General features: G+C 45.0%; 17 protein-coding genes. 8 read left to right on the top strand and 9 right to left on the bottom strand.

Going from position 1 to position 25,903, the window contains the following annotated elements:
• Positions 1–388 precede the first annotated feature (388 nt).
• From HUW51_RS08645 to chrA, 7 genes are all read left to right on the top strand, one after another.
• Positions 389–3,781: a SusC/RagA family TonB-linked outer membrane protein gene (locus HUW51_RS08645; protein ID WP_185273572.1), complete on the top strand. Its 3,393-nt coding sequence runs from the start codon at positions 389–391 to the stop codon at positions 3,779–3,781.
• 115 nt (positions 3,782–3,896) lie between these two features.
• On the top strand, positions 3,897–5,357 hold the full coding sequence (locus tag HUW51_RS08640) for a RagB/SusD family nutrient uptake outer membrane protein (RefSeq protein WP_185273571.1): 1,461 nt from the start codon (positions 3,897–3,899) through the stop codon (positions 5,355–5,357).
• A 27-nt stretch (positions 5,358–5,384) separates the two neighbouring features.
• Positions 5,385–6,269 (top strand): zinc-binding metallopeptidase, encoded by an 885-nt coding sequence (locus tag HUW51_RS08635; protein WP_185273570.1) that lies wholly within the window; start codon positions 5,385–5,387, stop codon positions 6,267–6,269.
• A 48-nt stretch (positions 6,270–6,317) separates the two neighbouring features.
• Complete coding sequence (locus tag HUW51_RS08630; RefSeq protein WP_185273569.1) at positions 6,318–7,652, top strand: DUF4302 domain-containing protein; 1,335 nt, start codon at positions 6,318–6,320, stop codon at positions 7,650–7,652.
• Positions 7,653–8,007: 355 nt separating this feature from the next.
• Positions 8,008–8,709, top strand: coding sequence for a superoxide dismutase (locus HUW51_RS08625; protein WP_185273568.1), 702 nt, complete (start codon positions 8,008–8,010; stop codon positions 8,707–8,709).
• Positions 8,710–9,002: 293 nt separating this feature from the next.
• Positions 9,003–9,977 carry an isopenicillin N synthase family dioxygenase gene (locus HUW51_RS08620; RefSeq protein WP_185274470.1) on the top strand — a complete coding sequence of 325 codons (975 nt, stop codon included), beginning with the start codon at positions 9,003–9,005 and terminating at the stop codon, positions 9,975–9,977.
• A gap of 274 nt (positions 9,978–10,251) precedes the next feature.
• Complete coding sequence (gene chrA, locus HUW51_RS08615; RefSeq protein ID WP_185274469.1) at positions 10,252–11,457, top strand: chromate efflux transporter; 1,206 nt, start codon at positions 10,252–10,254, stop codon at positions 11,455–11,457.
• 29 nt (positions 11,458–11,486) lie between these two features.
• On the opposite strand, the gene HUW51_RS08610 is transcribed toward chrA, so the two are convergent.
• The 3 genes from HUW51_RS08610 to prfA form a co-directional block, all read right to left on the bottom strand.
• Positions 11,487–11,909 carry a secondary thiamine-phosphate synthase enzyme YjbQ gene (locus tag HUW51_RS08610; protein WP_185273567.1) on the bottom strand — a complete coding sequence of 141 codons (423 nt, stop codon included), beginning with the start codon at positions 11,907–11,909 and terminating at the stop codon, positions 11,487–11,489.
• Entirely contained in the window at positions 11,906–13,387 is a 1,482-nt protein-coding gene (locus tag HUW51_RS08605) for a hypothetical protein (protein WP_185273566.1), read from the bottom strand. Before HUW51_RS08605 ends, HUW51_RS08610 begins: the two co-directional genes overlap by 4 nt.
• 471 nt (positions 13,388–13,858) lie before the next feature.
• Positions 13,859–14,929 (bottom strand): peptide chain release factor 1, encoded by a 1,071-nt coding sequence (gene prfA, locus HUW51_RS08600; RefSeq protein ID WP_185273565.1) that lies wholly within the window; start codon positions 14,927–14,929, stop codon positions 13,859–13,861.
• Positions 14,930–15,118: 189 nt separating this feature from the next.
• Here prfA and HUW51_RS08595 point away from each other — a divergent pair, with 189 nt between their 5' ends.
• Positions 15,119–15,871, top strand: a complete 753-nt coding sequence (locus tag HUW51_RS08595; protein ID WP_185273564.1) for a c-type heme family protein — start codon at positions 15,119–15,121, stop codon at positions 15,869–15,871.
• A gap of 96 nt (positions 15,872–15,967) precedes the next feature.
• On the opposite strand, the gene HUW51_RS08590 is transcribed toward HUW51_RS08595, so the two are convergent.
• From HUW51_RS08590 to HUW51_RS08565, 6 genes are all read right to left on the bottom strand, one after another.
• The gene (locus tag HUW51_RS08590) at positions 15,968–16,873 is read right to left on the bottom strand and encodes a PhzF family phenazine biosynthesis protein (protein ID WP_185273563.1); all 906 of its coding nucleotides are present in this window, start codon (positions 16,871–16,873) and stop codon (positions 15,968–15,970) included.
• Entirely contained in the window at positions 16,870–18,042 is a 1,173-nt protein-coding gene (locus HUW51_RS08585) for an O-succinylhomoserine sulfhydrylase (RefSeq protein ID WP_185273562.1), read from the bottom strand. Before HUW51_RS08585 ends, HUW51_RS08590 begins: the two co-directional genes overlap by 4 nt.
• Positions 18,043–18,310: 268 nt before the next feature.
• Entirely contained in the window at positions 18,311–19,858 is a 1,548-nt protein-coding gene (locus HUW51_RS24865) for a TSUP family transporter (RefSeq protein ID WP_185273561.1), read from the bottom strand.
• 223 nt (positions 19,859–20,081) lie between these two features.
• Complete coding sequence (locus tag HUW51_RS08575; RefSeq protein ID WP_185273560.1) at positions 20,082–22,214, bottom strand: HEPN domain-containing protein; 2,133 nt, start codon at positions 22,212–22,214, stop codon at positions 20,082–20,084.
• A 561-nt stretch (positions 22,215–22,775) separates the two neighbouring features.
• Entirely contained in the window at positions 22,776–24,281 is a 1,506-nt protein-coding gene (locus HUW51_RS08570) for a M43 family zinc metalloprotease (RefSeq protein ID WP_185273559.1), read from the bottom strand.
• A gap of 200 nt (positions 24,282–24,481) precedes the next feature.
• Positions 24,482–25,777, bottom strand: coding sequence for a sugar MFS transporter (locus tag HUW51_RS08565; protein WP_185273558.1), 1,296 nt, complete (start codon positions 25,775–25,777; stop codon positions 24,482–24,484).
• Positions 25,778–25,903 lie beyond the last annotated feature (126 nt).

Below are 25,903 nucleotides of genomic sequence, written 5' to 3'. Positions count from 1 at the left end.
TAAAGTTTACCTGTAGCCCACACATGTAATTAAGCATTTATAATAGAGCCGTAAAGATTAATTTTTAAATTTCTGCTTCACCGGAAAACCGCCATATTTAATTTTAGCGTACCTCAAGAAAAAAGCTGTTTGTGTTCTTAATTTTCTACAATATTTAAACTCACTACGCGTATTTAGTAAGTATTCTATAATTATTCCGGTTTGATTATACGTCTTCTCCCCTTTTTACTATATTTTGCTTCTCTGCTTTACGCGGCGTTTATTAGCCCAAAATATAGCGTACCGGCATGCTTAGAAATCTACTTTAATTCTGTAAATTATAATTTGTAAAGACGCTATTAGGAACTGAAGAGAAACCACTACTTTTTGTTTACCAAAATTGGTTTATATGCATCAAAATAATTACTCAAAAAAGGCACGACGACTTTCTTTTTTATTCATTCTAAGTGCTTTAAGTTATTCAACTTTACCAGCCGCAGCGGCATCCCGCGAACGAATAGAAACGGTTTGGGAAGTTCCGGTTAGTGGTACCGTAAAAGTACAAAGCGCGCAAGGTACCGAAAACGGCGCCGGTATAACCGTAGTAGAACGCGGTACCAACAACGGCACCACTACCGATGCCAACGGCGATTTTAGATTAACAGTGAAAGACAACGCTGCGGTGCTGGTATTTTCGATGGTTGGTTATAAAAGCCAGGAAATACCGGTTGCGGGCAAAAGCACCTTTAACGTTACCTTAGTCGAAGATATTAGTACCTTAAACGAGGTAGTAGTTACGGGTTACCAAACCATCGATCGCAAGCTATTTACCGGCTCAGCGGCCTTGCTCAAAGCCGATGACTCGAAGCGTGAAGGCGTAAACGACGTGAGCCGCATGCTGGAAGGCCGGGTAGCCGGGGTATCGGTGCAGAACGTGTCGGGTACCTTTGGTGCTGCACCTAAAATACGCGTACGAGGCGCTACATCTATTACTGGCGAAAACAAACCGCTGTGGGTAGTAGATGGCATTCCCTTGGAAGATATCGTAAACGTGTCGAACGAGCAATTATCTACCGGCGACCCGTCTACGTTGGTGGGTTCTTCGGTAGCGGGCCTTAACCCCAACGACATTGAAAGTTTTCAGATTTTAAAAGATGCCTCGGCTACGGCTTTGTACGGCGCCCGCGCCATGAACGGCGTAATTGTTATTACCACCAAAAAAGGAAAAATTGGCAAACCCATTGTGTCGTATACCGGCAATTTTACTACTTACTTAAAGCCCACCTACAATAATTTTAACATTATGAACTCCGCCGATCAAATGTCGGTGTACACGGAGCTGGAGCGCAAAGGCTGGCTAAACCATTCGGACGCTTCGCGGCGGCAAGATGGGGGCGTATTTACTAAAATGTACGACGAAATAAACCGGTTCGATCCGGCAACGGGCCAGTTTGGTTTACAAAATACGCCGGAGGCGAGAGCTGCTTTCTTAGAGCCCTATGCCCGCGCCAATACCGATTGGTTTGATATTTTGTTCCGCAATTCGTTTATGCAGGAGCATTCCTTAAGCGTATCTTCGGGTACCGAAAAATCGCAGTTTTATATATCTACCAGTTATTTACAAGACAACGGCTGGACCGTAGCCGACCAGGTAAAACGTTTTACCGGTAACGTGCGGGCAAATTTTAATGTGTCGGATAAGATTTCGTTTGGCTTAATCACGCAAGGCTCTATCCGCGACCAACAGGCACCGGGCACTATTGGCCGGGTGAGCAACCCGGTAAGCGGCCAGTTTGACCGCGATTTTGATATTAATCCGTACAGCTACGCCCTGAACACCAGCCGTACGCTGCGGGCCTACGATGCTAATGGCAACCGGGAGTATTTCCGCCGCAACTTTGCCCCTTTTAATATCCTGGACGAGCTCGAAAATAATACCCTCGATATTTCTTTACTGGACTTAAAGCTGCAAGGCGAATTTTCTTATAAAATCCTGCCTAATTTGAAATACAGCTTTTTAGGGGCTTTGCGCTACGCCAGAACCGGCCAGGAACATAAAGTGCGCGAAAACTCCAATATGGCCAACGCTTACCGCGCAGCCGGTGATGCTACTATTCGGGGCCGAAATAAATTTTTGTACCGCGACCCGGATAACCCCGAAGCAGAACCGGTGGTGGTTTTACCGTACGGTGGCTTTTACAACACCAACGACGATAACCTGGTTAATTACAACTTCCGGAACCAGTTAGAGTGGGACAAAACTTTTAACGAAATCCATACGGTGCGGCTGTTTACCTCACAGGAGTTGCGCTACACCGACCGGCAGAATAAAACTTTTAACGGCTATGGCTACCAGTACGATAAAGGCGGCGTACCCTACGTAGATTACCGCTTAATTAAACAAAATATAGAAGGTAATTTTAATTACTACGGCATGACCATGCGGTACGAGCGTTTTCTGGCCTTTATGGCCAATGGTGCTTACTCATTCCGGGGCAAATACAACTTAAATGGCACCGTGCGTTACGATGGTTCTAATTTGCTGGGCCAGGCGCGCACCGCCCGCTGGCTGCCTACCTGGAACGTGAGCGGCTCCTGGAATGTAGATACCGAGCCTTTTATGCAGTCTTTCTTAGATAAAGTTAACCGTTTAACCTTGCGTGCTACCTACGGCCTAACCGCCAGCATGGGTAATGCCACCAACTCCAGCTTAGTTTTAAATAATATCAGTACCCGGCGGCCTTATTTATCCGAAGTAGAATCGGCGATTGGCATTCAGTACCTCGAAAACTCCGAACTTACCTGGGAAAAGCAATACGAAACCAATGTGGGGATGGACATTGGCTTGTTTAACGAGAAGTTGTCATTAACCATAGATGCTTATAAACGCAATGGGTTTGACCTGATTGGCAGCATCCGGACTTCGGGCATTGGCGGCGAAGAATATAAAGTAGCCAACTACGCCGATATGGAATCTAAAGGCTTGGAATTAACTTTGAGCAGCAACCTTATAAACGAAAAAGATTATGGTTTCCGGACGCAGCTTACCGGGGCTTACAACAAAGGCAAAATTACGGAGTTAAGAAACGACCCGGATATTTGGTCGTTGGTGGGCCCGAATGGGGGCGCACTGCAAGGTTATCCGTATAGGGGCTTGTTTTCCATCGATTTTCAGGGCCTCGACCCGCAAAATGGCTCCCCTGTCTTTATCAACGAAGACGGCGAAAAAAGTGGCGACGTATACCTGCAAAGCGACAAAATACAGCACTTAAAGTACGAAGGCTCCGTCGATCCGATTGTTACGGGTGGCTGGTTTAATTCGTTCCGCTATAAAAATTTCTCTTTATCTGCTTTGGTTACGTACAGCGCCGGCAATGTAATCCGCCTGAACCCCGCCTTTAAATCGAGCTATACGGATTTGGATGCGATGCCCAAGGAGTTCTTAAACCGCTGGACTTTGCCCGGCGACGAGAATACAACCACGATTCCATCTATTTTAGATCGCATCGAAGAATCGCAGTTAACGGGTTACCCTTATAACAATTACAACTACTCTACTGCCCGCGTAGCCGATGGCGATTTTGTACGCCTGAAACAAGCCACTCTTACTTATAACTTACCGGCAGCCCGTTTAAGTGGCATTGGATTTAATATGGTTTCGCTGAGTTTGGTAGCCAACAATATCTGGCTGATTTACGCCGATAAAAAATTAAATGGCCAGGATCCGGAATTCTTTGGCGCCGGCGGAGTAGCTACTCCTATTCCGCGCCAGTTTACTTTATCGCTGAAAGCCGGGTTTTGATTAGTTGAAAGATTGGAAATTTAAAAAGTTGATAAATTAATTTTTTAAAAAATCTCCTCTTTTAAACGCAGCAGGAATGATTTACGGACAACGCGCCAATTTTTAAAAATTTAAAATGAAGAATATATTTAAATATACCTTAATAGGAAGTATGGTGGCGCTTTCGGCTTGCCAGGATGATTACCTGGAACAGGCTGTAGACCAGCGTACGCAATTAAATACCGTAGAAAAAGTAAGTGAATTATTGGTGACGGCTTACCCCCAGGCCGATTACGCTACTTTTACAGAAGCCATGTCGGACCTGGCGGAAGATAAAGGCATTAATTCTGTTGTAACGGAAGATGTTAACCGCGACCCTTACTTTTTCCGTGATGTGGAGAGCAAGGCGCAAGGTTCTGCTGATAACTACTGGAATGCTAGCTACGCCGCTATTGCGGCGGCCAACCACGCCCTGGAAACCATTGCCAACGCCCCCAACCCGAATGATTACAGCGCTCAAAAAGGTGAAGCCTTAGTGGCCCGGGCTTATGCCCATTTTATGTTAGTAACCCTTTATTCCAAAGTTTACGATCCGGCCACGGCAGCTTCAGACCCCGGTATTCCGTACGTAACGGCTCCGGAAAAAGTAGTTTTGGGCAAGTACGAGCGCAAAACCGTAGCCTACGTGTACGAGCAAATAGAAAAAGACTTAACCGAAGGCTTACCCTTAATAGTTAATACCGCTTACCGGGTTCCCAAATACCACTTTAACACCGCCGCCGCTCACGCCTTTGCCACCCGTTTTTACTTATTTAAACAAGATTACCAGAAAGTAGTTGAGCATGCCAACCAGGTATTTCCGGGCGGGAATATTGGCGATAATTTGCGGCCCTGGGTAAATGTTTACAGTAATTTAACCGCTAACGAGGGGCTGGCTATATACACGCAAGCCACCGAAAATGCCAATCTGCTATTAGTAGAAACCCCATCTAACTGGGCCCGGAACAATGCGCGGTACCGTTACGGGTTATCTACTAACCTGGTTAACCAATTATTCCGGCAACCCAATGTAACCGGCGATACCTGGGTTTACCCCTTGTACACGCAAGGCGCCGATAACTGGCTGATTCTTAAATTCCGGGAGCATTTTGTCCGTACCGATTTAAATGCCACTACGGGGGTGCCATACACTATTTTCCCGTTGTTTACCGCCGAAGAAGTATTATTTAATCGTGCCGAAGCAAATCTGTTTTTGGGTAACGTAGAAGCTACCCGCGCCGATTTAAATTTATACGCCAGTACCCGCATTGCAGATTATAACCGGAGCACGCACAATATCAGCAATGCTAAACTTGCCAATTATTACGGCACGGGTTCTAACGTACGGCTAGGCATGCTCTATACCATTCTGGATTTTAAAGCCGCCGAGTTTGTGCAGCAAGGAATGCGCTGGTTCGATATTTTAAGACACCGGATTCCGGTAACGCATTATACTATCGATAGGCAGCCATTCCAGCTAAGTCCGGAAGATCCGCGCCGGTTGCTCCAATTGCCCCAGGAAGTTACCCTGGCCGGCGTAGAACGAAATCCCCGCTAAAGAAAAAATACTTATTAACGAGATAGTATGAAAACGCATTTTTTTAAAATTTTTCTATTTTTCTTCGCTCTCCCCTTTTTATCGGCCTGCTCCGAAGATGATGATCCGGATACGGTACTAACCGGATTAGGCGGGGAAACCTGGACCAAAGGCCCCCTGGACAGCTGGCTGCTCGACAACTTTGTAACGCCTTATAACATTGAAGTAAAATATCGCTTCGACCGCTACGAGCTTGCCCTGAATAAAACGTTGGTACCGCCCCAGGAAGATAAAATTACCCCGGTAATGGAAACCATTAAAAAAACCTGGATTACTCCTTACGAGCAAGCAGCCGGCCCTAACTTTATAAAACGGTTATCGCCCAAACAATTTGTGCTGGTAGGTAGCCCCGAGTATAATACCAACGGCACCATAACCCTGGGTACCGCTGAAGGTGGTCGCAAGATAGTATTGTACTTGATTAATTATTTTGAAAAGACCAACAAGCCCGTGGTAAAAGAAATGCTCCATACCATTCATCATGAGTTTGGCCATATTCTGCACCAGAACATTTTGTACCCCGAAGAATTTAAACGGATTACGACCAGCTACACAGCCAGCTGGAACGATTTTAGTTTAGCCGATGCGCGCTCCCGGGGGTTCATTACCGAATACGCCCGCAGTAACCCGGATGATGATTTCGTGGAAATGATTTCGATTATGCTGATAGAAGGCCGTACTAATTTTAATACCCTGGTTAATGGTATTGTGGTACGTGATCCGGCTGACCCTAGCAAAACAATCCCGAATACTACGGCGCAAGCGGCTTTACGGCAAAAAGAGCAAATAATCGTGCGTTATTTTAAAGAAGCCTGGAATATCGATTTTTATACCTTACAGGCCAATGCCGAAAATGCGATTAATTCTTTATAAATATTAAATCACTTTACCGCGCCCCGGTGCGGTAACTGCTACATCTACATGAAGAAAATATACCTTTTGGGCTTATTGCTGCTTACCCTGCTATCGGCCTGCCAGAAAGACGAAAACGACCCAGCTCCCGGCCAACGTCCGGATGAGCGCTTAGCCAAAGCCCTGGCTGATTATAAAACCCAGTTAACGGGAGCGCCTTACGGCTGGAAAGCTACGCTTACTACCGGCGAAAACCGCAAATACAGCTTTTTTTTAAAATTTAGCGAAAACGACCGGGTAAGTATGTCAGCGGACGTAAGCTCCAGTTCGGCGGGCGCACCTACCGAAAGTTCTTACCGCTTAAAAGCCATGCAACAACCCGCCTTAATTTTTGATACTTACTCGCCCCTGCATCTTCTGGCCGACCCTGATCCGGAGGTGTTATTTAATTTAAACGGGCAGGAAGGTACGGTGGGCCAAGGCATGTTTTCGGATTTTGAGTTTACCCTCGACTCGGTAAATGCCGCAACTATTCGCTTAACCGGCAATATGCAGCAAAGCAAAATGCTACTGGTACAAGCCACCCAGGAAGAATTTAACGCGTATACGGCGGGCAAACTTAAAACCATTATCGACGAAACTACGGCTTACTCCAAAGCCAATCCTTTTCTTTTTCTGCCAGCTGCCAATGGCAACAAACTGCAAGTAGATATTAACCCCACCAACCGAACCTTCTCGTTGGTTTCGCTGGAGAACGGCAATGTGCAAATAATTTCTACCACGTTTACGTATACCCTCCGCGGCTTACTATTCGACCCGCCTTTGGTTTTAAACAACACCGCTATTACCGAACTTTTATGGGACAGCGAGCAGCAAGTATATTACGCCGACATTAATGGCACCCGGGTAGTGGTGCAATCATCACCAACCGCCATTATTCCTTTGCATAACTTTGTGGGAGCTACTTTTAATACGGTAGCCGTGCCGCCGCAAGCATTGCCTGGCTGGTCGCCGGATTTTACCAGTGCCCAGCAACAGATTGCCGCCGCTTTGCTAAACGGTAACTATGGGTTACAGCTGGACTATATGTTATTTTTATTTAATCCGCAAAGCCGGTCCATGCAATTATACGTGGTGATATACCAGAATAATGTTCAATACTTTGCGATTTATCCTTATACGTACACTAAAACGGCCGCTGGTGTTTATAAATTTACTGCGCAAGCACCCAATGGCAACGGGCAGGCCATTGCGCCGGATATGGCCCCTATCTTAAACCATTTAAATACCGAAAGCTTTACCCTGGATTATTTCCGGGACCCTACCGAAGGCACTTTGGGCCAGATAAAAAGCCTGGAAAGCCCAGAATTTTATTTTACCGGTACTTTAGAAACGTTACAATAACAATAGCCAATCAGGTCTTCTGTTTTTAAAATTTAAGCTGTTGCGCCATTTATTATAAAGTAAAAAACTCCTGGCTGATGGTGTTATTATCACCAGCCGGGAGCTTGCCAAAAACTAATTAAATGCGAAACAGCTTAGATAAAATTTAATTTATTTTAAAATAAGTTTCCTTTTTTCTTACTTTCCGTTTATTAACCTGGCTAACGGAAGTACGTAATCAGGGTAGTTTAACAAGTGGCGTAAGCTTGCATTTTCTAAAACTCCGGGGGGCTTAAGGCAAACAACCTCCCGTTAAAGTTTATACTTTTGCCCGTGGTTCATCGTTTTGTACTCATTAAATTAAAATAAACCTGTTATGGATAAAAGAACTTTTCTTAAATCGGCGGCACTGCTCGGAATAGCAGGGTTGGTAAAGCCCTTAAACTTACTGGCTAAGCCCGTAGCCGATACTTTTACGCTTCCTAAGTTGCCTTACGAGTTTAATGCGCTGGAGCCGCACATCGATAAGCAAACCATGGAAATCCATTATACCAAGCACCACCAGGCCTATGTTACTAATTTAAATAAAGCGGTAACGGGCACTGCCTTGGCCAACATGAAACTGGAAGATATTTTAAAAGATATCAGCAAACACCCGGTAGCGGTACGCAATAACGGCGGCGGCCACTGGAACCATACTTTCTTCTGGAATATCTTATCGGCGCAAGGTGGTAAACCAACCGGCAAACTGGCGGCTGCCATCCAAAGCGATTTAGGCGGCATGGATAAATTTAAGGAAACCTTTAACCAGGCGGCTACTACCCGCTTTGGTTCGGGCTGGGCCTGGTTAATTGTGGAGCCTTCGGGTAAGCTGGCTGTTACTTCTACCCCTAACCAAGATAACCCTTTAATGGATGTTGCCGAGAAAAAAGGCAAGCCCGTAATTGGTTTGGATGTGTGGGAACACGCCTATTATTTAAAATACCAAAACCGCCGGCCCGATTACATCGCGGCTTTCTGGAACGTAATTAACTGGGCCAACGCCGAGAAAAACTACGTTGCTGCCCTGCAGAAATAATTATTTTTAAAAATTTTAGAAATAGCTTTTAGTAAAGATACCTAACTATCCTTGCTAAAAGCTATTTTGTTTTTAAGCCTAATAGAAGTTCTGATTTTTTAAAATTCAGGCAACGGCACTGCAATAAAAACTTCCGCCATTAGTAAAGTAGATTTACCAATAGCGTTTACCGAAAGAGTTTTATTGCGTATTTTTGCTAACAGTTGGCGGGCTATTACCAGGAGAGTTTACCCAGATGAGTTCGGCCAATTTTTTAAATTTTTATCTTTTACAGATTATAAAATATGGATACTATAACCGAGAAATTAGTTGATAAGATTCCGTCGTTAGACTTAGCTGATTTTACTTCCGGTAGCCCGGAGCGTAAACAGCAATTTGTACAGGACCTGGGGGAGGCATTTCAAAGTATTGGCTTTGTGGCTATCCGTAACCATGGCTTAAGCGAGGAGCTTTCGAAACAATTATACGCGGCGGTGCAAAAGTTTTTCAGCTTGCCCGACGATGTAAAACAAAAATACGAAAACCCCACTTTAGCAGGCCAGCGTGGCTATGTGGGCAAAGGGAAAGAACACGCCAAAGGCCGCAACACCGGCGATTTAAAAGAATTTTACCACGTGGGCCAGGATTTACCGGCCGCCGAATTAGAAGCCGAAAATTATCCGGCTAACATCTGGCCCGACGAAGTACCGGAATTTAAAGAAATGACTTTGGTCGCTTACCGTGCCTTAGAACAAGCCGGAACCCACATGCTGCGCGCCATTGCATTGTACCTGGGCTTAAGCGAAGATTACTTTGATGCCCGCGTACACCACGGCAACAGCATTTTACGGGCCATCCATTATTTCCCAATTGAAAATCCGGACAGCGTGCCGGCCGATGCCGTACGGGCCGCCGAACACGGCGATATTAACTTAATTACTTTATTAATGGGTGCCAGCGCCGATGGGTTACAAGTGTTGCGGCGCGACGGCAAATGGATTCCGATTACGGCTTTGCCCGAGCAAATTGTGGTAAATGTTGGCGATATGCTGTCGCGGCACACCAATAACAAATTAAAATCTACCATTCATCGGGTAGTCAATCCGCCGCGCGAACTCATGCATACCTCCCGCTATTCAATTCCGTTTTTCATGCACCCACGCCCCGAAATGGACCTTACTTGCCTGGATGGTTGCATCGACGCCGAAAACCCCAAAGCTTACCCCGATACTACAGCCGGTGAGTTTTTAACAGAACGTTTGATAGAACTGGGTTTATTGAAGAAATAGTCCACAGACCACAGACTATAGTCGATAGTTGGTCGTCCTTAGTCGGCAGATTATAGCGTATAGTTGGTAGATTTAGTTGCATGTGTAAAAGCGCTGTTTATTTAAACCACTTGATTTATTTTTCCCAGTTTATTCTACCAGCTAAAATGTTTTTTAATCGTGAACTATGATCTGTCGACTATCGACTATAGCCTGTGGACTATCGACTATCAGCTATTAACTAATTATAATTTTGTTGCCTGTGGACCATGGACTAATAAAAGATCCTAAACCAGTGGACTCTCAGCCGTGGTCCAAAGGTCAAAAAGTTTTAAGCCCCAGAAACTACATTTTTCTGAAAGATGTACTTTGGTTGGCGCTTACTGCTTTCGGGGGGCCACAGGCACACATTTCCATGATGTTTAAAATTCTCGTGGAAAAACGCCGCTATCTTACCGAAGCCGAGCTGATTGAGTTAAATGCCCTTTGCCAGATTCTACCCGGGCCAACATCTACCCAAACCATTACAGCTATTGGCTTTCGCATGGGTGGCCCTAATTTAGCTTATCTTACCCTCCTCGTCTGGATTGCGCCAGCTACCCTTATCATGACCTTGATGGGGTTAACCATGTCGTATTTGCAGGCTAATAACATTTCGCTACGATTTACGCGGTTTATATTACCGATGGCGGTGGGCTTTGTATCGTTTGCGGCTTACCGCATTAGCTCCAAGGTAGTAAATACCAAAACCGGCATTGGCATGATGGTGATTTCGGCTAACATTTCTTATTTTTTTAACATGCCTTGGGTTTACCCGATACTTTTGATAGCTGGCGGCGCCATTACGGCCTTGCGGTATAAGGCACAACCCATTGAGCCGGATAAGAAAATACGCATTAACTGGAGCAATTTTATTTTATACACGGCGGTATTTATAGCGGCAGCAGTACTAGGGGGCACTACCCAATTACGCGGTTTTAAGCTGTTTGAAAACTTTTACCGGAATGGCAGTTTAATTTTTGGCGGCGGACAAGTACTCATTCCGTTAATGTACTCGCAATTTGTAGAATTTAAGCAATACTTAACTTCCGAAGAATTTTTATCGGGTTTTGCGATGGTGCAGGCTTTACCCGGGCCGGTGTTTGCCTTTTGTTCGTACCTGGGGGCTTTAGCCATGCGCGATTACGGCATTGGCGGGCAGCTATTAGGTTCATTTATCGGTACAGTGGGTATATTTTTACCCGGTACTTTCCTGATCTTTTTTGTAATCCGGTTTTGGGGCGAACTCCGCAAGTACCGGGTAATTAAAGCTTCACTGGAAGGAATTAACGCCGTGAGTTCGGGCATGGTAGCCGCAGCCGCCATTTTGCTGTACCATCCCATTGACACGAATCTGGCAAACATTGCTATTGTAGTGGGCACCTTCTGCCTTCTGCTCTGGACTGAAGTCCCCCCACCTTACATTATCTTAACGGGTTTATTAACCGGCCTTTTATTTTGAAAATTTAAAATTTTTAAAATTTTAAATTTTTACTCGCCTTGCAGGGTAACTACCAACCACCGACGGGTAGCGTGGTCGCGGTGCTCACCCAGGTAAATGCCTTGCCAGGTTCCTAAATTAAACGCCCCATCGGTAATGGGTATCGAAACGGAACTACCCAGCAACGAAGCTTTGATGTGCGCGGGCATATCGTCGGGACCTTCGAGGGTGTGGCGGTAATACGGCGCATTTTCGGGTACCATCTTGTTAAAATGGCTTTCAAAATCCTGCCGTACCGTGAAATCAGCGTTTTCGTTAATGGTTAAGCTGGCCGAAGTATGTTTAATAAATATGTGCGCCAAACCAACTTTTATGCCTTCTAGTTCGGGTAATTCGGCGGTGAGCAAATCCGTAATTAAATGATAACCGCGTTTAAGCGCGGGCAAGCGAATACTTTTCTGATACCATTTCATTCCTTTGTACGTTCGTAAGCGCCCGGATCGGGCGTGGTTGCGTGGCGATTTATATTATCCAGGTCTTTAGTTATTTCGGGCAGCGCCATGGCCTTATTACTAACCGGCGATAAAGTATCTAGCCGGAAATCCGGCGTATCTACCTCTAGCCTACCTGTGGGTGCTTTAAATTTGGGGTCGATGTTTAATAAATTACTACAACAATTAAAGGCGGGATGCTCCGCCAAAGTAACAGTTTGCAGTACCGAATTCCGCAGTTCTAACTGGGGCGTTGTACCCGCCTCATTGTTAATCCGGATTTGATCCGGAAAGGTGGAGTTAGATCGTTTACCCGACCAGATAATGGAATTTTGCACGAGTAGTTTAACGCGGTAATCTTGATTAGGTTGATCGGCTTCTTTTAACCGGTCCGAGAAATGCATTGTAAGCGTTTCGGGCCGGAAGCCTACCGTGTAATTGGCAAGCGTGCAATAAATAAACTGGTAATTACCGCCACCTAAACCCAACACAGCGCTTTGGCCGCAATTGGTTATTAACGAATTTATCGCCCGCACATCGGCCCCGTGGCTCCGGATACCGGTTTCGAACATGTTTTGAATAACCGTTTGGTTTATTTCCAGATCATAATCTGTTTCATCGCGGTCTGGGTTAGCGGCCCACAGGCCATAGGTTGCATTTTTAATATCGGCAAAGTGAATGCTGTTATTCTGGCTGGTAGCTTCAAACTTAATGCCCTGCCATTGCCCCGGAACACTGGCGTAAAAAAGCTCCCGCCGGATTCCTTTAAAAGCGACCCGCTGGTTGTGGGTACCATTTACCTGCAAACTCCCGTGAATAAATAAAGCGGCATCTTTGCCAAAATAAATTTTCGCGCCTTTTTCAATAGCTAGCTTTACACCCGTTTTTACCCGGACAAAGTTATTTACTACGTGGGGCTTATCGGCTTTCCAAATAGCATTTGTTGTAATTTCGGCTTTGGTATGGAAGTAGGCATTTTGCCCGTAACTGACTACCGGTATTTGCTGGCGATTAGCATTCGTTAAAAAAGTAATGGCATCTGTCAGAATAAAGGCTGTGGTATCGGTAGTTGTTGGTATTTTTGCTTTGACTAACACCAACAAGCTATCGCGGCCGCGTACCAGCACATTGCTGGCGTGATTGGTTTCCTGCCCATCAATGGTTAACTGATAAGCGTTATTGCCTTGAGCAAGCTTTATTTCACTAATTTTTACGGCTTTGTTCTGGCGGTTATATACCCAAACAGCCCGGCTCGCGCTGCTGGTATTGACAAAAACGGTATCAAACTTAACAGAATCGGTAGAAAACTCCAGCTTCGCAGCCGGATCGGTAGTAATAATATCTTCTTTGGGTTCGCAAGCGGTTAAGCTGTATAATGTCCAACTGATGAAAAAGCAAAGTACCAGTAATCTCCCGGATGTTTTAGTTTTAAAAGTTTGTATTGTTTTTTGAAATAACACTGCTGTATTAAATAACCTGGGATTTTTGATGACTTTCCTTATTTGATAATGGATTCGATTTGCTGCTGTTTGTTTTTTGGAGCCTTTTCAAGCCTCCAGACTCAGGTTCTATCGTATTTGAAACGGCTGAGTTTGCCTCATGGCCGGCAGGCCTCGTTTGGCTCTTTCGGGCTGGTCTAAGCTTCCTTTCCTCCTATCGTCGGAATTCTGCTGCGCAGAACCAGAACCTTAGAAGGCCCTCTAGAGCCAAACTGGTATCTTTACACTTAGCTACTGCTTATCGTTCATCCTAGTAACCTATAGAGCAAATTATGTTACGTTAATTGCAGAATAAAATAAGCTTATGGTAAGCAAAAGTACACGCCAAGAGCAAATTTTTAAAGTTTAACTACTTTTATAAAACGAAAGTAGCGGACATTACTGCCCGCTACTTTCGTTTTTAAATTTTTATCAATTTGCAACCTGCAACCCTTAAGCTACCCCTTCTTTCAAGCGTTCGGCGTTTTCGGCTATGCGTAGTTCTTCGATAAAGTCGTCAATCTGGCCGTCCATTACGTTGGGCAGGTTGTACACGGTATAACCAATACGGTGATCCGTTACCCGGCCTTGCGGGTAGTTATACGTCCGGATTTTATCGGAACGGTCGCCGCCGCCTACCATGCTTTTGCGCTGGGCTCCCATTTCTTCATTTTTCTTGGCGAGCTCTACTTCGTAAATCCGGGAACGCAATACTTTTAACGCTTTATCATAGTTCTTCAACTGCGATTTCTGGTCCTGGCACTGTGCCATAATACCGGTAGGTAAGTGCGTTAAACGAACTGCGGAGTAGGTAGTGTTTACCGACTGACCACCTGGTCCGGAGGCACAGAACAAGTCTTTCCGGATATCGTTCATGTCCAACTCAATGTCAAATTCTTCAACTTCCGGTAGTACCACCACGCTGGCCACCGACGTATGAATACGGCCTTGCGTTTCAGTAGCGGGTACGCGTTGCACGCGGTGCACGCCCGACTCGTACTTCATTTTACCGTACACGTCTTCGCCGGAAATGCTGCTGATAATCTCTTTGTAACCACCCGAAGTACCTTCCTGGGCATCGATTAACTCCATGCGCCAGCCTTGTTTTTCGGCAAAGCGGGAATACATGCGGTGCAAGTCGCCGGCAAAAATAGATGCTTCGTCGCCCCCGGCACCCGCCCGGATTTCAATGATAATATCTTTACTGTCGTTCGGGTCTTTCGGGATAAGCAAATCTTTAATTAAGGCTTCCATCTCGTCTACCTGCGGATACAGCTCGTCGAGCTCTTCCTTGGCCATTTCCCGGAATTCTTCGTCTTTTTCGGTAGCAATTACTTGCTTGGCATTTTCGATATTGCCGAGCAGGTTTTGGTATTTTCTGTATTCAATAACAATTTTTTCGAGGTCTTTGTATTCTTTATTAAGCGACTTGTACTTTTTCATATCGCTCATACTTTCGGGCTGTTGTAAAAGCAGATTTACTTCGTCAAAACGCTCTTTAATGGCCTCTAACTTATCTAACATGGCTGCAACTATCTATATTAAAACGCAAAGTTAATAAAATTTACCGGTTGATGGTGATGGGTTTAAGTAAATTGCCCAGAACAGCGAGTACGCTATTTTTGTTGTTTATCTTTTACCTAACGCAGATATTTGTTCTTATTTAAACGCTTTTATCAGCCGGTAAGTATTACCTCTATAAAACCCATTTTTATGCTGATTTGTTCTCTTCCCCGGAAACTGTTACTTGTAATATCGTTCTTTTTACAATTGGGCAGTTTAATACTTATTGGTGGTTGCGAGCCGAAGAAGCTACCAAACGGCAAAGAAATGGCCGCTGAAGTAGAACGCCACCAGGTTAAACGCATTACCGGCCCTATGATTATACAGGAAACCCACCGGGTAGGCGATAGTATTTTGCGAAAGGCGGACCAGCAAATGCTGCAATTTTTAAAAAATAAACTCGACTCAGGTAACTTTGAACAAGCCCTGCAATACCGCCAAAAGATGCAGGACTCCGCAGTAAACCAAATGGCTAAAAAATACCAGGCACAGGTGGGCCGTACGGGCAAAACCTGGCCAAATGCTGCTACCGACCCCGCCAGTTTGTTGCTACAAGAGCAGTTGCAACAATACCAAGCTTTTCAGAAGCAAAAACAACCTTTAAAACCTCAGGTAATCCGGGTGGGCACTACCGAACTTTTGTATACCAAACCCATTTTTATGGCCAACCCCTTGTGCTTGCAATGCCACGGCCAACCCGGAAAAACGCTTTCGCCGGAAGAGCAAAAATTATTACCAAAAGATTTTGCTTCCACGCACGCTGGTTACCAAACGGGGGATTGGGCCGGGATGTGGTACGTACGGTTTAAAAGCAAAGGCATTCTGGAGAGCCTTACGCAGAAAAGAAAAAGATCACGCATCGCACAAGCGCTCTTCGGCAAGCAGGATTCTGTGAAGAAGTAAATAGGTACTATAGTAGAATAGCTCTTTAAATAAAAAAGGCAACTAACTCCTTAGCTGCCTTTTTTATAAAATTTTAAAATTATAAAAATTTAAAATTTACAAATAAAAGTATCCCTCACCTACCAGTACGCTCGTCCCACCTACTTTTACTTGGGTAATGCTATTATTTTCTTGCTCAATAGTTAAGTATAACAAACTTGGTCGTTCCATTTCATAACCTTGTTCGCAGATAATATGCGCAATGGGTTGCTCCAGTACTAACTTATGTTGCACTAAATAACAGCCTAATGGGCCACAGGCACTACCCGTTGCTGGGTCTTCAACAATTCCAAATGCGGGGGCAAACATGCGGCCATGCACGGTATTAGCCGGATCTTCGGTTTCCATAGCAAACAAGAACACACTTTGGCTCCCAACGTGGCTTAGTTGGTTTTCTAACACATCGCTGCGTAAACGGGCTTTTTTTACCGCGGCCAGGTTCTTTAGAGGTACGTACAGGTAAGGTACCCCGCATGATACTACCTGGGCGGCAGGCTCTGACAAAATATCATCCGGGCTCAGCGAAAGCAAATCCGCCAGAACTTGGATGTCCGTAACGGTTTGGCCGAACTTTGGCAAAGGCTGCGTCATGGTAATCTGCCCCAGAACTTCGCCAGATTTTTCAAAAGCTACGGCTATATCCCCTACACCCTCTTCGAAAATTAACTGGTTACGGTCTTCCGCAGCAAGCAATTTTTGTTGCAGCAACACGTAGGCCGTACCAATAGTAGGATGCCCGGCCATGGGCAGTTCCTGAGCCGGCGTGAAGATGCGCAGTTTAATATCGTTCTGCGGGTTAACTGGCGGTAACACAAACGTAGTTTCCGAAAGGTTTAGCTCTTTCGCAATTTGCTGCATGAGATGCTCCGGCACTTCCTCTCCGTTCGGAAATACCGCTAACTGATTGCCGCCAAAAGCGCTATCTGTAAAAACATCTACCAGGTAATAAAGTGCTTTTTTCATGCTTGCGTAGCAGCCAAAGCCTGGTCGATATCGGCAATTAAATCATTGACGTTTTCCAGGCCTACCGAAATCCGGATCAGACCCGCGGATATACCAACGGCCTCCCGTTCGGCATCGGTTAGCTTAGAATGCGTCGTAGAAGCCGGGTGCGTAATGGTAGTGCGAGAATCGCCGAGGTTAGCGGTTTTAGAAGCTATTTTTAAGGCATCCATAAATTTGTGCGCGCGGGCGTAACCGCCTTTTACCACAAATGTTACAATGCCACCGCCTTGTTTCATTTGTTTTTTGGCCAGTTCGTACTGCGGGTGCGACGGTAAAAACGGATATAAAACACTTTCCAGTTCCGCGTGCTGATCCAGGTGTTGCGCTAAGGCTAAAGCATTATCGCAGTGCCGGTCCATGCGCACGGGTAAGGTTTCGAGGCTTTTGCTTAAAACCCAGGCATTGAACGGCGATAAGGCCGGCCCGGTGTGGCGCGCAAAAAACCGGATTTCGTCGATTAAATCCTGCCGACCCACGATGATACCACCTAAAACCCGGCCCTGGCCATCCATAAACTTGGTAGCTGAATGAATTACCAAATCGGCCCCGTATGAAATGGGCGTTTGCAGGTAAGGAGTAGCAAAGCAGTTATCGACGCTTAAAATTAAATTATGCTTCTTTTTTAAATTCCCGAGCCACTCCAGGTCGATTAACTCTAACTGCGGATTAGAAGGCGTTTCGATGTAAATGAGCTTAGTGTTCGGTTGAATCAAAGCCTCCCATTCTTCGGGGCGATCGGCATCGGCGTAGGTAGCGGTAATGCCCCATTTGGGTAATACTTTGGTTAACAACTGGTGCGTAGAACCAAATACCGACCGCGAAGCCAGAATATGATCGCCGGATTGCAACAAAGCGCCAAAACCGGAAAACACCGCTGACATACCTGTGGCAAAAGCAAAGCCATCTTCGGCGCCTTCCATCACGCACACTTTCTCGATAAATTCGCTGGTATTGGGGTTAGAGAACCGGGAATAAATGTTGCCTTCTACTTCGTCGGCAAACAAAGCCCGGCCTTGCTCCGCGGTTTCAAAAGTGAAACTGGACGTAAGATACAACGGCGTAGAATGCTCGCGGAACTCGCTGCGTTTCGGGTAAGTGCGGATTACTTGGGTTTCTTTATCTTTCACGGGTTTGAATCGGGTTACAGGTTACAAGTTGCAGGTTGCAAGTTATGGGTTGAAAAGTTAAAAAGTTAAAAAGTTGGAAAGTTGAAAGGTTATTAAATTAGTTGCAGGTTACAAGTTGCAAGTTTCAAGTTATTAGAAGTGCCTAAATAAAAATATAGTCATTCAGTGCGGAACTTGTTGGCTACGCAGCTAATCAGTTTCCGGCTATAAGCAATTTTAAGTTCTACCAAAATGGTTGTTGATTAACTAATACCGGATATACTAAATTTTAAAAAATCATGGTTATGATGTTGCGCAAACTTACCAGAATCACGATTAATCCTACTAAAATCATCATGGCTTTTATGGGAAGTTTACGCGCCAGTACCGCGGCTATAGGAGCAGCTACTACCCCACCCAGCACTAAACCGGCTACTACCTGCCAGTGATTAAAGCCCAGCAGCGTAATAAAAGTGATAGAACTCGCCAACGATACAAAGAACTCCGCCAAGTTTACGGAGCCAATGGTGTACAAAGGGCTGCGGCCACTAGCAATAAGTGACGAAGATACAATTGGCCCCCAGCCACCACCACCCACCGAATCAAGGAAACCGCCAAAGGTAGCGAGAATGCCTAGTTTGCGAACCGGTTTACGTTTGGTAGTTTTCTTTATCGCTTTTTTAATGATCACGCCCCCCAGAAACAAAGTGTAACAAGCCACCAGCGGCTTAATGATGTATAAGTAATCTTCGGCAGAAGAAAGAATGTAAGCTCCCAGAATAGCGCCTAAAACGCCGGGCAAGAGTAAATTTTTAAATAATTTGCTATTTACGTTCCTGAAACGCAGGTGCATTAAACCCGAAACGCCACTAGTAAATATTTCGGAAGCGTGTACGCTGGCGCTGGCCACCGCCGGCGGAATACCCACCGTGAGCAAGAAGGTGCTGGCGCTTACCCCGTAAGCCATACCCAGAGCCCCATCAATCATTTGCGCCACAAAACCCGCCAGCATAAACCACAGAATCTGAGAATCAATATCGTCGGCTAATTGCAAAGCGTAGCCACCAATGGTATCCAGCGGTAAAAAGCTGAACAGCAAGTGTCCGGAAATCATCAGACCTAAACAAGAAAAGGCAATAATTACCCGATACCGCCAGGAATGTTTAATGTGTTGCACCAAAGGCACCGGCGCCGGTTTAGGCGCTTCAGTGATAGTAGGAGTAACTGGTTTATCCACCAGTACTGCGGTTATGGTATTTAGTTGTTTTACTTTTTCGGCAAAGTCGCCCTTTAAACTGTTCCGAATTTGCTGCAGGTTATCCAGTACGGCTTCCAGTTCGTTCGGAAATGTGTCGTTTAAAACTTCTTTTACCCGTTTGGCCACCGTGGGCGATTTGCCGTTGGTAGAAATAGCAATTTTTAAATTTCCTTTCTGGACGATAGAACTCAGGTAAAAATCGCATTCATCCGGCGTATCGGCTACGTTGGCGAGTAACTTTTGGGCTTTGGCCTGTTGTTTTATTTGCCGGTTTAAGGCTTTATCATCGGTAGCCACAATAACCAGGTCTTTCTCTTCCAGGTCGGTAGCGGCGTAAGGTCTTTCGATTAAAGTAACTTGCGGGTAAGATGCGACGAATTCCCGGATTTGAGGCAAAATTTGAGTGGCTACCAGCGTTACCCGGGCTTCCGGACTATTGCGCAGCACCGCCGTAATTTTTTCTTCTCCCACCAAGCCACCACCTACTATTAAAGTATGCAGTTCGTGCAACTTCAGGAAAACCGGAAATAAATAGTTCTCCTGGTTAGTGGCGGTAAGAGTTTTAGGTTCAGTTAACACAGAATTTTAATAATATATGTATTAAATAAAACAGATTTTCACCGGCTGGCTTTAAAATCTGAACTGTTGCAAAATAAACTGATTCTGTAGACTAAATAACGACTTTAAAACAAAAAATGCAGAAGTCACCTTTATAATTGATTGTTTATCAAGTATAAAAAAGCAACTTCTGCCTGGTTATAAATACCAAATTTTTAAAAAATCTGTCGTGCAGAATAAAGAATTAAGCGTTTAGCAAATCTGCCAATACTTCGGGCCGTTTTACTTCGTCGCCGCGGTAGGTTTTAGCGGCCGCCAAGAAGGTTTCGGCTTCGGTTAAATACTGCAGGGCAAACTCCTGAGTAGGTTCATTTTGATTGATTTGCAGCACGTGGGTTTTAAAATCCGGCGCGAAAGTAAAAGTACCATCGGCTACAAAGTGGGTATTAAAATCGTTGATAATACCAATTTGTGTGTTGCAGGACACGCCTTTGCTTAATAACAAAGCTTTGGCAGTACCCACAAATATGCTGTAACTATGGTAAATAGAATCGGCGTATTGACCATTTTTTAAAGCTTCTATTGCCCACTCCAGTTTTTCTTCTACCTCAAACAACAAAGTTGCTACTAGGTCAATCATAACGCCGGCGCACTCTCCTACCCCAATGGCAGTAGCGTATTCTTCTACGTGGCCCCAGTCTTTGTAATCATCGGGAGCCATGGTGCTTAAATCGGCCAGTGGCTTTAATAACTGGTAGAAGTAGTTTTTGCCCTGGCGGTCGTAGTACGAGTTGAAATATTCGCCGTCCTGAGCGTTAGCTTCAAAGTCGTTGAATAAAAAGCGTAAGATATGCGGACCGCGCTTGGTAGGCACTTTAATTACCCGGTCGGCTACCCGGCCTTCGCCGTTGCCCAGAGTACCACCACCCAACATTACCTGTAAAGCTGGTACTACGGCGTTACCGTGTTTAATAGAACTGCCGTGGAAACCAATATTGGCCAAACCATGCTGCCCGCAGGAGTTCATGCAACCACTAATTTTAATTTTAATGTCGTGGTTATAGATTAAATCCGGGAACTCTTCTTTAATCATGTCTTCCAGCACTTCGGCAATACCCATGCTGTTGGTAATACCTAAGTTACAGGTGTCGGTGCCGGGGCAGGTTGTAATATCGGCGGTGCTATCGAAACCCGGTTTGGCTAAACCTAATTTATTCAGTTCCTGGAAAAAGTAAGGTAAAGCTTCGGGACGAATGTATTTAAACAGCAAGCCCTGGTTAGCGGTTACCCGAATATCGTCGGCGGCAAAATCCTGTACCAAAGCAGCCAGTTTACGCGCTTCGGCAGTTTTAATATCGCCCATTAACACGCGGGCTTTTACAGAGTAGAATCCTTTTTGCTTTTGCTCGGTAACGTTAGTTTTTAACCAGGCCTCGTAATGGTTCTGGTTTAAAATTTCAACGGCCGGAATCTCGCGCGCAGGCGCTGGCTCGGGTTGTGGCACGCTGTTGCGGTCGATGGTATAGGTCTTGCTCTTAATAGCGGTGCGTTCTATGGCCACTAAGTCCATGAAGGCTTCAAAACCAATCTTAGCGATCAGATATTTTAAACGGGCTTTGTTGCGACTAACGCGTTCGCCGTGGCGGTCGAATACCCGTAAAACAGCTTCGATTAACGGAATTACCTGGTCTTCGGGCAGAAACTCGTAACCTAACTTAGCCAGCATGGGTTGCGCGCCTAACCCCCCGCCCATTACTACCCGGAAACCCCGGATTTCTTCGCCGTTTTCTATTTTTACTTTCGGCACAAAACCAATATCGTGCATGTAGGCCATGGCGGTATCGGCTTCGCTGGCTGAGAACGCAATTTTAAATTTCCGGCCCATGTCCTGGCAAATAGGATTGCGTAAAAAGTACCGGAAGGTTTCGTAAGCGTACGGTGAAACATCAAACGGTTCTTCAGGGTTAATACCCGCATCAAACGAAGCAGTTACGTTACGTACCGTGTTCCCGCAAGCTTCGCGTAAGGTAATATCATCTTCGGCTAGTTTGGCCCATAGTTCCGGCGTGCGGTCCAGGCTTACAAAGTGAATCTGAATATCCTGGCGGGTGGTTAAGTGCAGGTTTTTGCTGGCGTACTCATCCGATACATCAGAAATGGTGAGTAATTGCTTTACCGTTAAACGGCCAAATGGCAACTTAATGCGCACCATTTGCACGCCAGGCTGGCGCTGGCCGTAAATACCGCGGGTTAAACGCAGACTCCGGAATTTTTCGTCGGGAATTTGGCCACCCCGGAACTGGCGTATTTTTTTGTCGAGTTCAATAATTTCTTTTGAAACCAACGGATTTTCAAATTCGGTCCGAAAACTTAACATGTTCTATTTTTAAATTTTTTATTTTTTCTAAATTAAAAAGGCCTTCTCTTACCGAAGAAAGGCCCAACGCAAAACTAATAACTCCGCAGAATGTAATAGTTTATACCGGCCAATCTGTTAGCGGGGCAAAACAACACATACAACAACAAGAAGCGGCTACATATAACATATTATCTATATCGTTTTAATAGAATTAGTACAGAATTAAAAAGGCCTTTCCTGGTAGCAGAAAAGGCCTTTTTGATAATTATATAAACTTACAATTAAGCCTTTCCCGCCATAGCCATACAACAGAAACCACAGCATGCCGCAGGTATCTGAAATTGAGCCGAAGAAAAAGCGTTTGTTTTCATATTCTTATTTGGTGCCGTAAATATATAAGTATGTTACGAACTTTCAGCAGCTTAGATGTATTTTTTTAAAAAACCACCTAAATTTTGCAAGTTATGCAAGCAAATAACATTTTTATTGCCAGATTGTTCCGTTAAGTTTTAAAATAAGGCGCCTATAATTCTAAATTTTTAAATTTTTAGATTTACCAGTCCTTTAAAATAAAATCAGCTACCGGGCAATTACTACTTTTTTAACGTCAGTGCGGCCATCTTTGTACCACAAACGGCAAGTGTATAAGCCATTCGCCATAGCCGGTAAGTTAATAGTTATAAAGTTAGCCGTAGCTTGCCGCGTAAGTATTACCTGCCCCACGCTGTTTATTAGCTCAATTCGCTGCAGTTCTTTATTGGCGGGCACTTCAATATTTAATTTATCGGGTGCGGGATTAGGGTAAATAATGGCTTCGGTACCAGTTACCCGAATGTATTGTGTTTTAGTAACTGCATCCGAAACAGAGTTAAAGCTGGCCGTAAGCGACACCGTGTAGGTACCCGGCTGATCGTACCGCACCACCGGGTTTTGCTGACTTGAAGTAGCGGTACTGGCTCCTTCAAAAGTCCAGCTCCACTGATTGGCTTTTACCCCCACGCTGGCATCGTTAAACTGCACGGTGGTACCCGCCACAATAATAGTATCAGACACTACAAAGTCGGCTGTTAAAGGTACGGCACACACTACGGCAGTAGTTAATATATCCTGCCGGACCGTATTTAAAATGCTTTGCATATATTCTGCCTGCCCCTGGGTAAATAAATTCATACAGGCGTCGTCGGTGTAGTCCATAAAGTTTTGATACATATTGCCGCCTTGCAAACTATTATTACAAGAAACTACGGTGCCGGTAGGGCAACCGGAAGAAGCCTTGTCCTGATTTGGGGTATCGGCAATATCGTCGGAGTCGCTGCAGCTTCCGTCATCAATATCGCCCCAAATATGTTGCAGTCCCAGCCAATGGCCTATTTCGTGGGTGCCGGTACGGCCCAGATTATAATTAGAGGCAAACGGGTTTACGGGTGGTTGCCCAATGGTGGTATAATCCAGCACAACGCCGTCGGTTTCGGTGGGCCCACCGGGGTATTGCGAGTAGCCCAGGGTTTCGCCGGACAAATTACACACCCAAATATTTAAGTAACGTTCCGCATCCCAGGCATCCTGGCCGGAGTAGCTGGAAAACTTCACGGCATCATCCAGGTCGAAACTGGTGGCGGTAGTTCTTTTGCGGGTTATACCTGTAGTTGGCTGTCCGTTGGGGTCGCGGGTGGCTAAGCAAAACTGGATGCGCGTATCAGCGGCCCGGTTTTTAAATTGAGGCAAAGTTTTAGCAGAATCCGCGTTCATACGACGATAATCGGTATTTAATACGTCTAATTGCGATAATATTTGCTCCGTAGATATATTTTCGCGGCTAGTACGGTACACTACATGAAACACCACCGGCACCACAATAACTGGTTGCTGCAAGCGGGCTAACTTTTTTTGCTGCTGAAACACCTGGGCCTGGCGCTTTGCTCTTTGCTGTTGGGCAGCTATACCCGGCAAGCGTTGCGCGAGTTGTTGTGTTACTTGGTTGGTAGCACAACGCCGGGACGGAGCAGTTTGCTGCGCTAAAGCGGCATTATTAATAAGAAAGAAGCTGATAATAAAAACGAGAAATTTATTTGCCCGCAACTGCATGCACTATTATTTAAAAGAAGAAGAATTTACCAAGCAACATAAACCAGCTTAGAGATACCAGGAGCCTTAGTTCTGTAATCGGTAACTGTTACGTTTTGTTTTTAGTATTTGATTTTTAAAAATACTTTAATTTACGATATCCCCTATCATGAAAAAGCCCGGCACAAGGCCAGGCTTTTAAAATTTTTAAAAATCTGTATTTACGCGCGGGCTTTGTGGCCAATAGCGGCATAATACCAGATAAATAAATAACAAGGTACCATAATCCAATAAGCTTGTTGCAGGTTAAGCACATCGGCCAGGCGCCCATAAGCCAGCGGAATTAACGCACCCCCAGCCAGCGCCATAATCAGGAACGACGAACCAATTTTGGTAAACCGGCCTAAATCCGCAATAGCCAATGGCCAGATAGCCGGGAATACCAAAGCGTTTGCTAAACCTAACAAAGAAACGCAAAGCACTGAAACGTACCCGTCGGTTAAAATAGCTACTACCGACAAAATAACCCCCAGAATAGCAGATATCTGCAAGGCTTTTTCTTGTTTAATGTATTTCGGGATAGTTAAAATACCAATAACGTAGCCCACAATCATGGCCACCAAGGTGCAGGATGTAAAGAATTTAGCGGTATCTAAAGAAATACCTTGTGCGTTGTGCGCATAACTAATAACGGTATCACCCGCCATTACTTCAACCCCAACGTACAAGAACATAGCCAAGGTACCCATAATTAAATGCGGGAATTGCAGAATGCTGGTTTTGTTGGTATTGGCTACCGCTACGGTTTCATCTTCCTGATCGGTATCAATTTCGGGTAAGCCGGAAAAGTAAATAAGTACGGCTAATACCAACAAAATAGCGGTCATGATAATATAGGGCATAATTACCCGGGAAGCTAGCTCATTCAGTTCTGCTGCTTTCTGAACGGCATCCATGCCATTTAAACGGGTTACCAGAGTATCGGCTTCGGATAACACAATGCTACCCAGAATAATAGGAGCAATAGCGCCGGCCACTTTATTACAAATACCCATAATGCTAATGCGTTTGGCGCCACTTTCCCGCGGCCCCAGAATGGTGATATATGGGTTAGAGGCCGTTTGCAGAATAGCTAAACCGGTACCTTGCACAAACAAGCCCAGTAAGAATAAAATGTACGTACGCGAAGTAGCAGCCGGAATAAAAATTAAACAACCTACCGCCATAATAAGTAAGCCCACCGACATGCCTTTTTTAAATCCAGTGGCTTTTAGCACCCACGCCGACGGAATGGCCATCACCAGATATGATATGTAAAAAGCAAATGCCACTAAGTACGATTCAAAGTTATTAAGCTCGCAAGCTATTTTCAGGTAAGGAATTAAAACCGAGTTTAACCAGGTAACAAAACCGAAAATAAAAAATAAGGTGCCTATAATAATGATAGAGCGCATGTAACTGGCATTGGTTGTAGCCGGACTGGTAACGGGCTCGCGAGATACCGAACTGTTGGTCATGAGTTTTTTTAAAGAAAATGTTGTTTGATGATACTAAAGCACCTACGTGCCTGCCGAAAGTAGTAAATTATTTTGAGATAATAACAAGCCCGGCCAATTAAAAAAGTTTAAGCGGCTGAATATAAA

This window comes from Adhaeribacter swui (assembly GCF_014217805.1).
GTDB classification, from domain to species: Bacteria; Bacteroidota; Bacteroidia; order Cytophagales; family Hymenobacteraceae; genus Adhaeribacter; species Adhaeribacter swui.
This window is presented reverse-complemented; position numbering and strand designations above follow the sequence as displayed.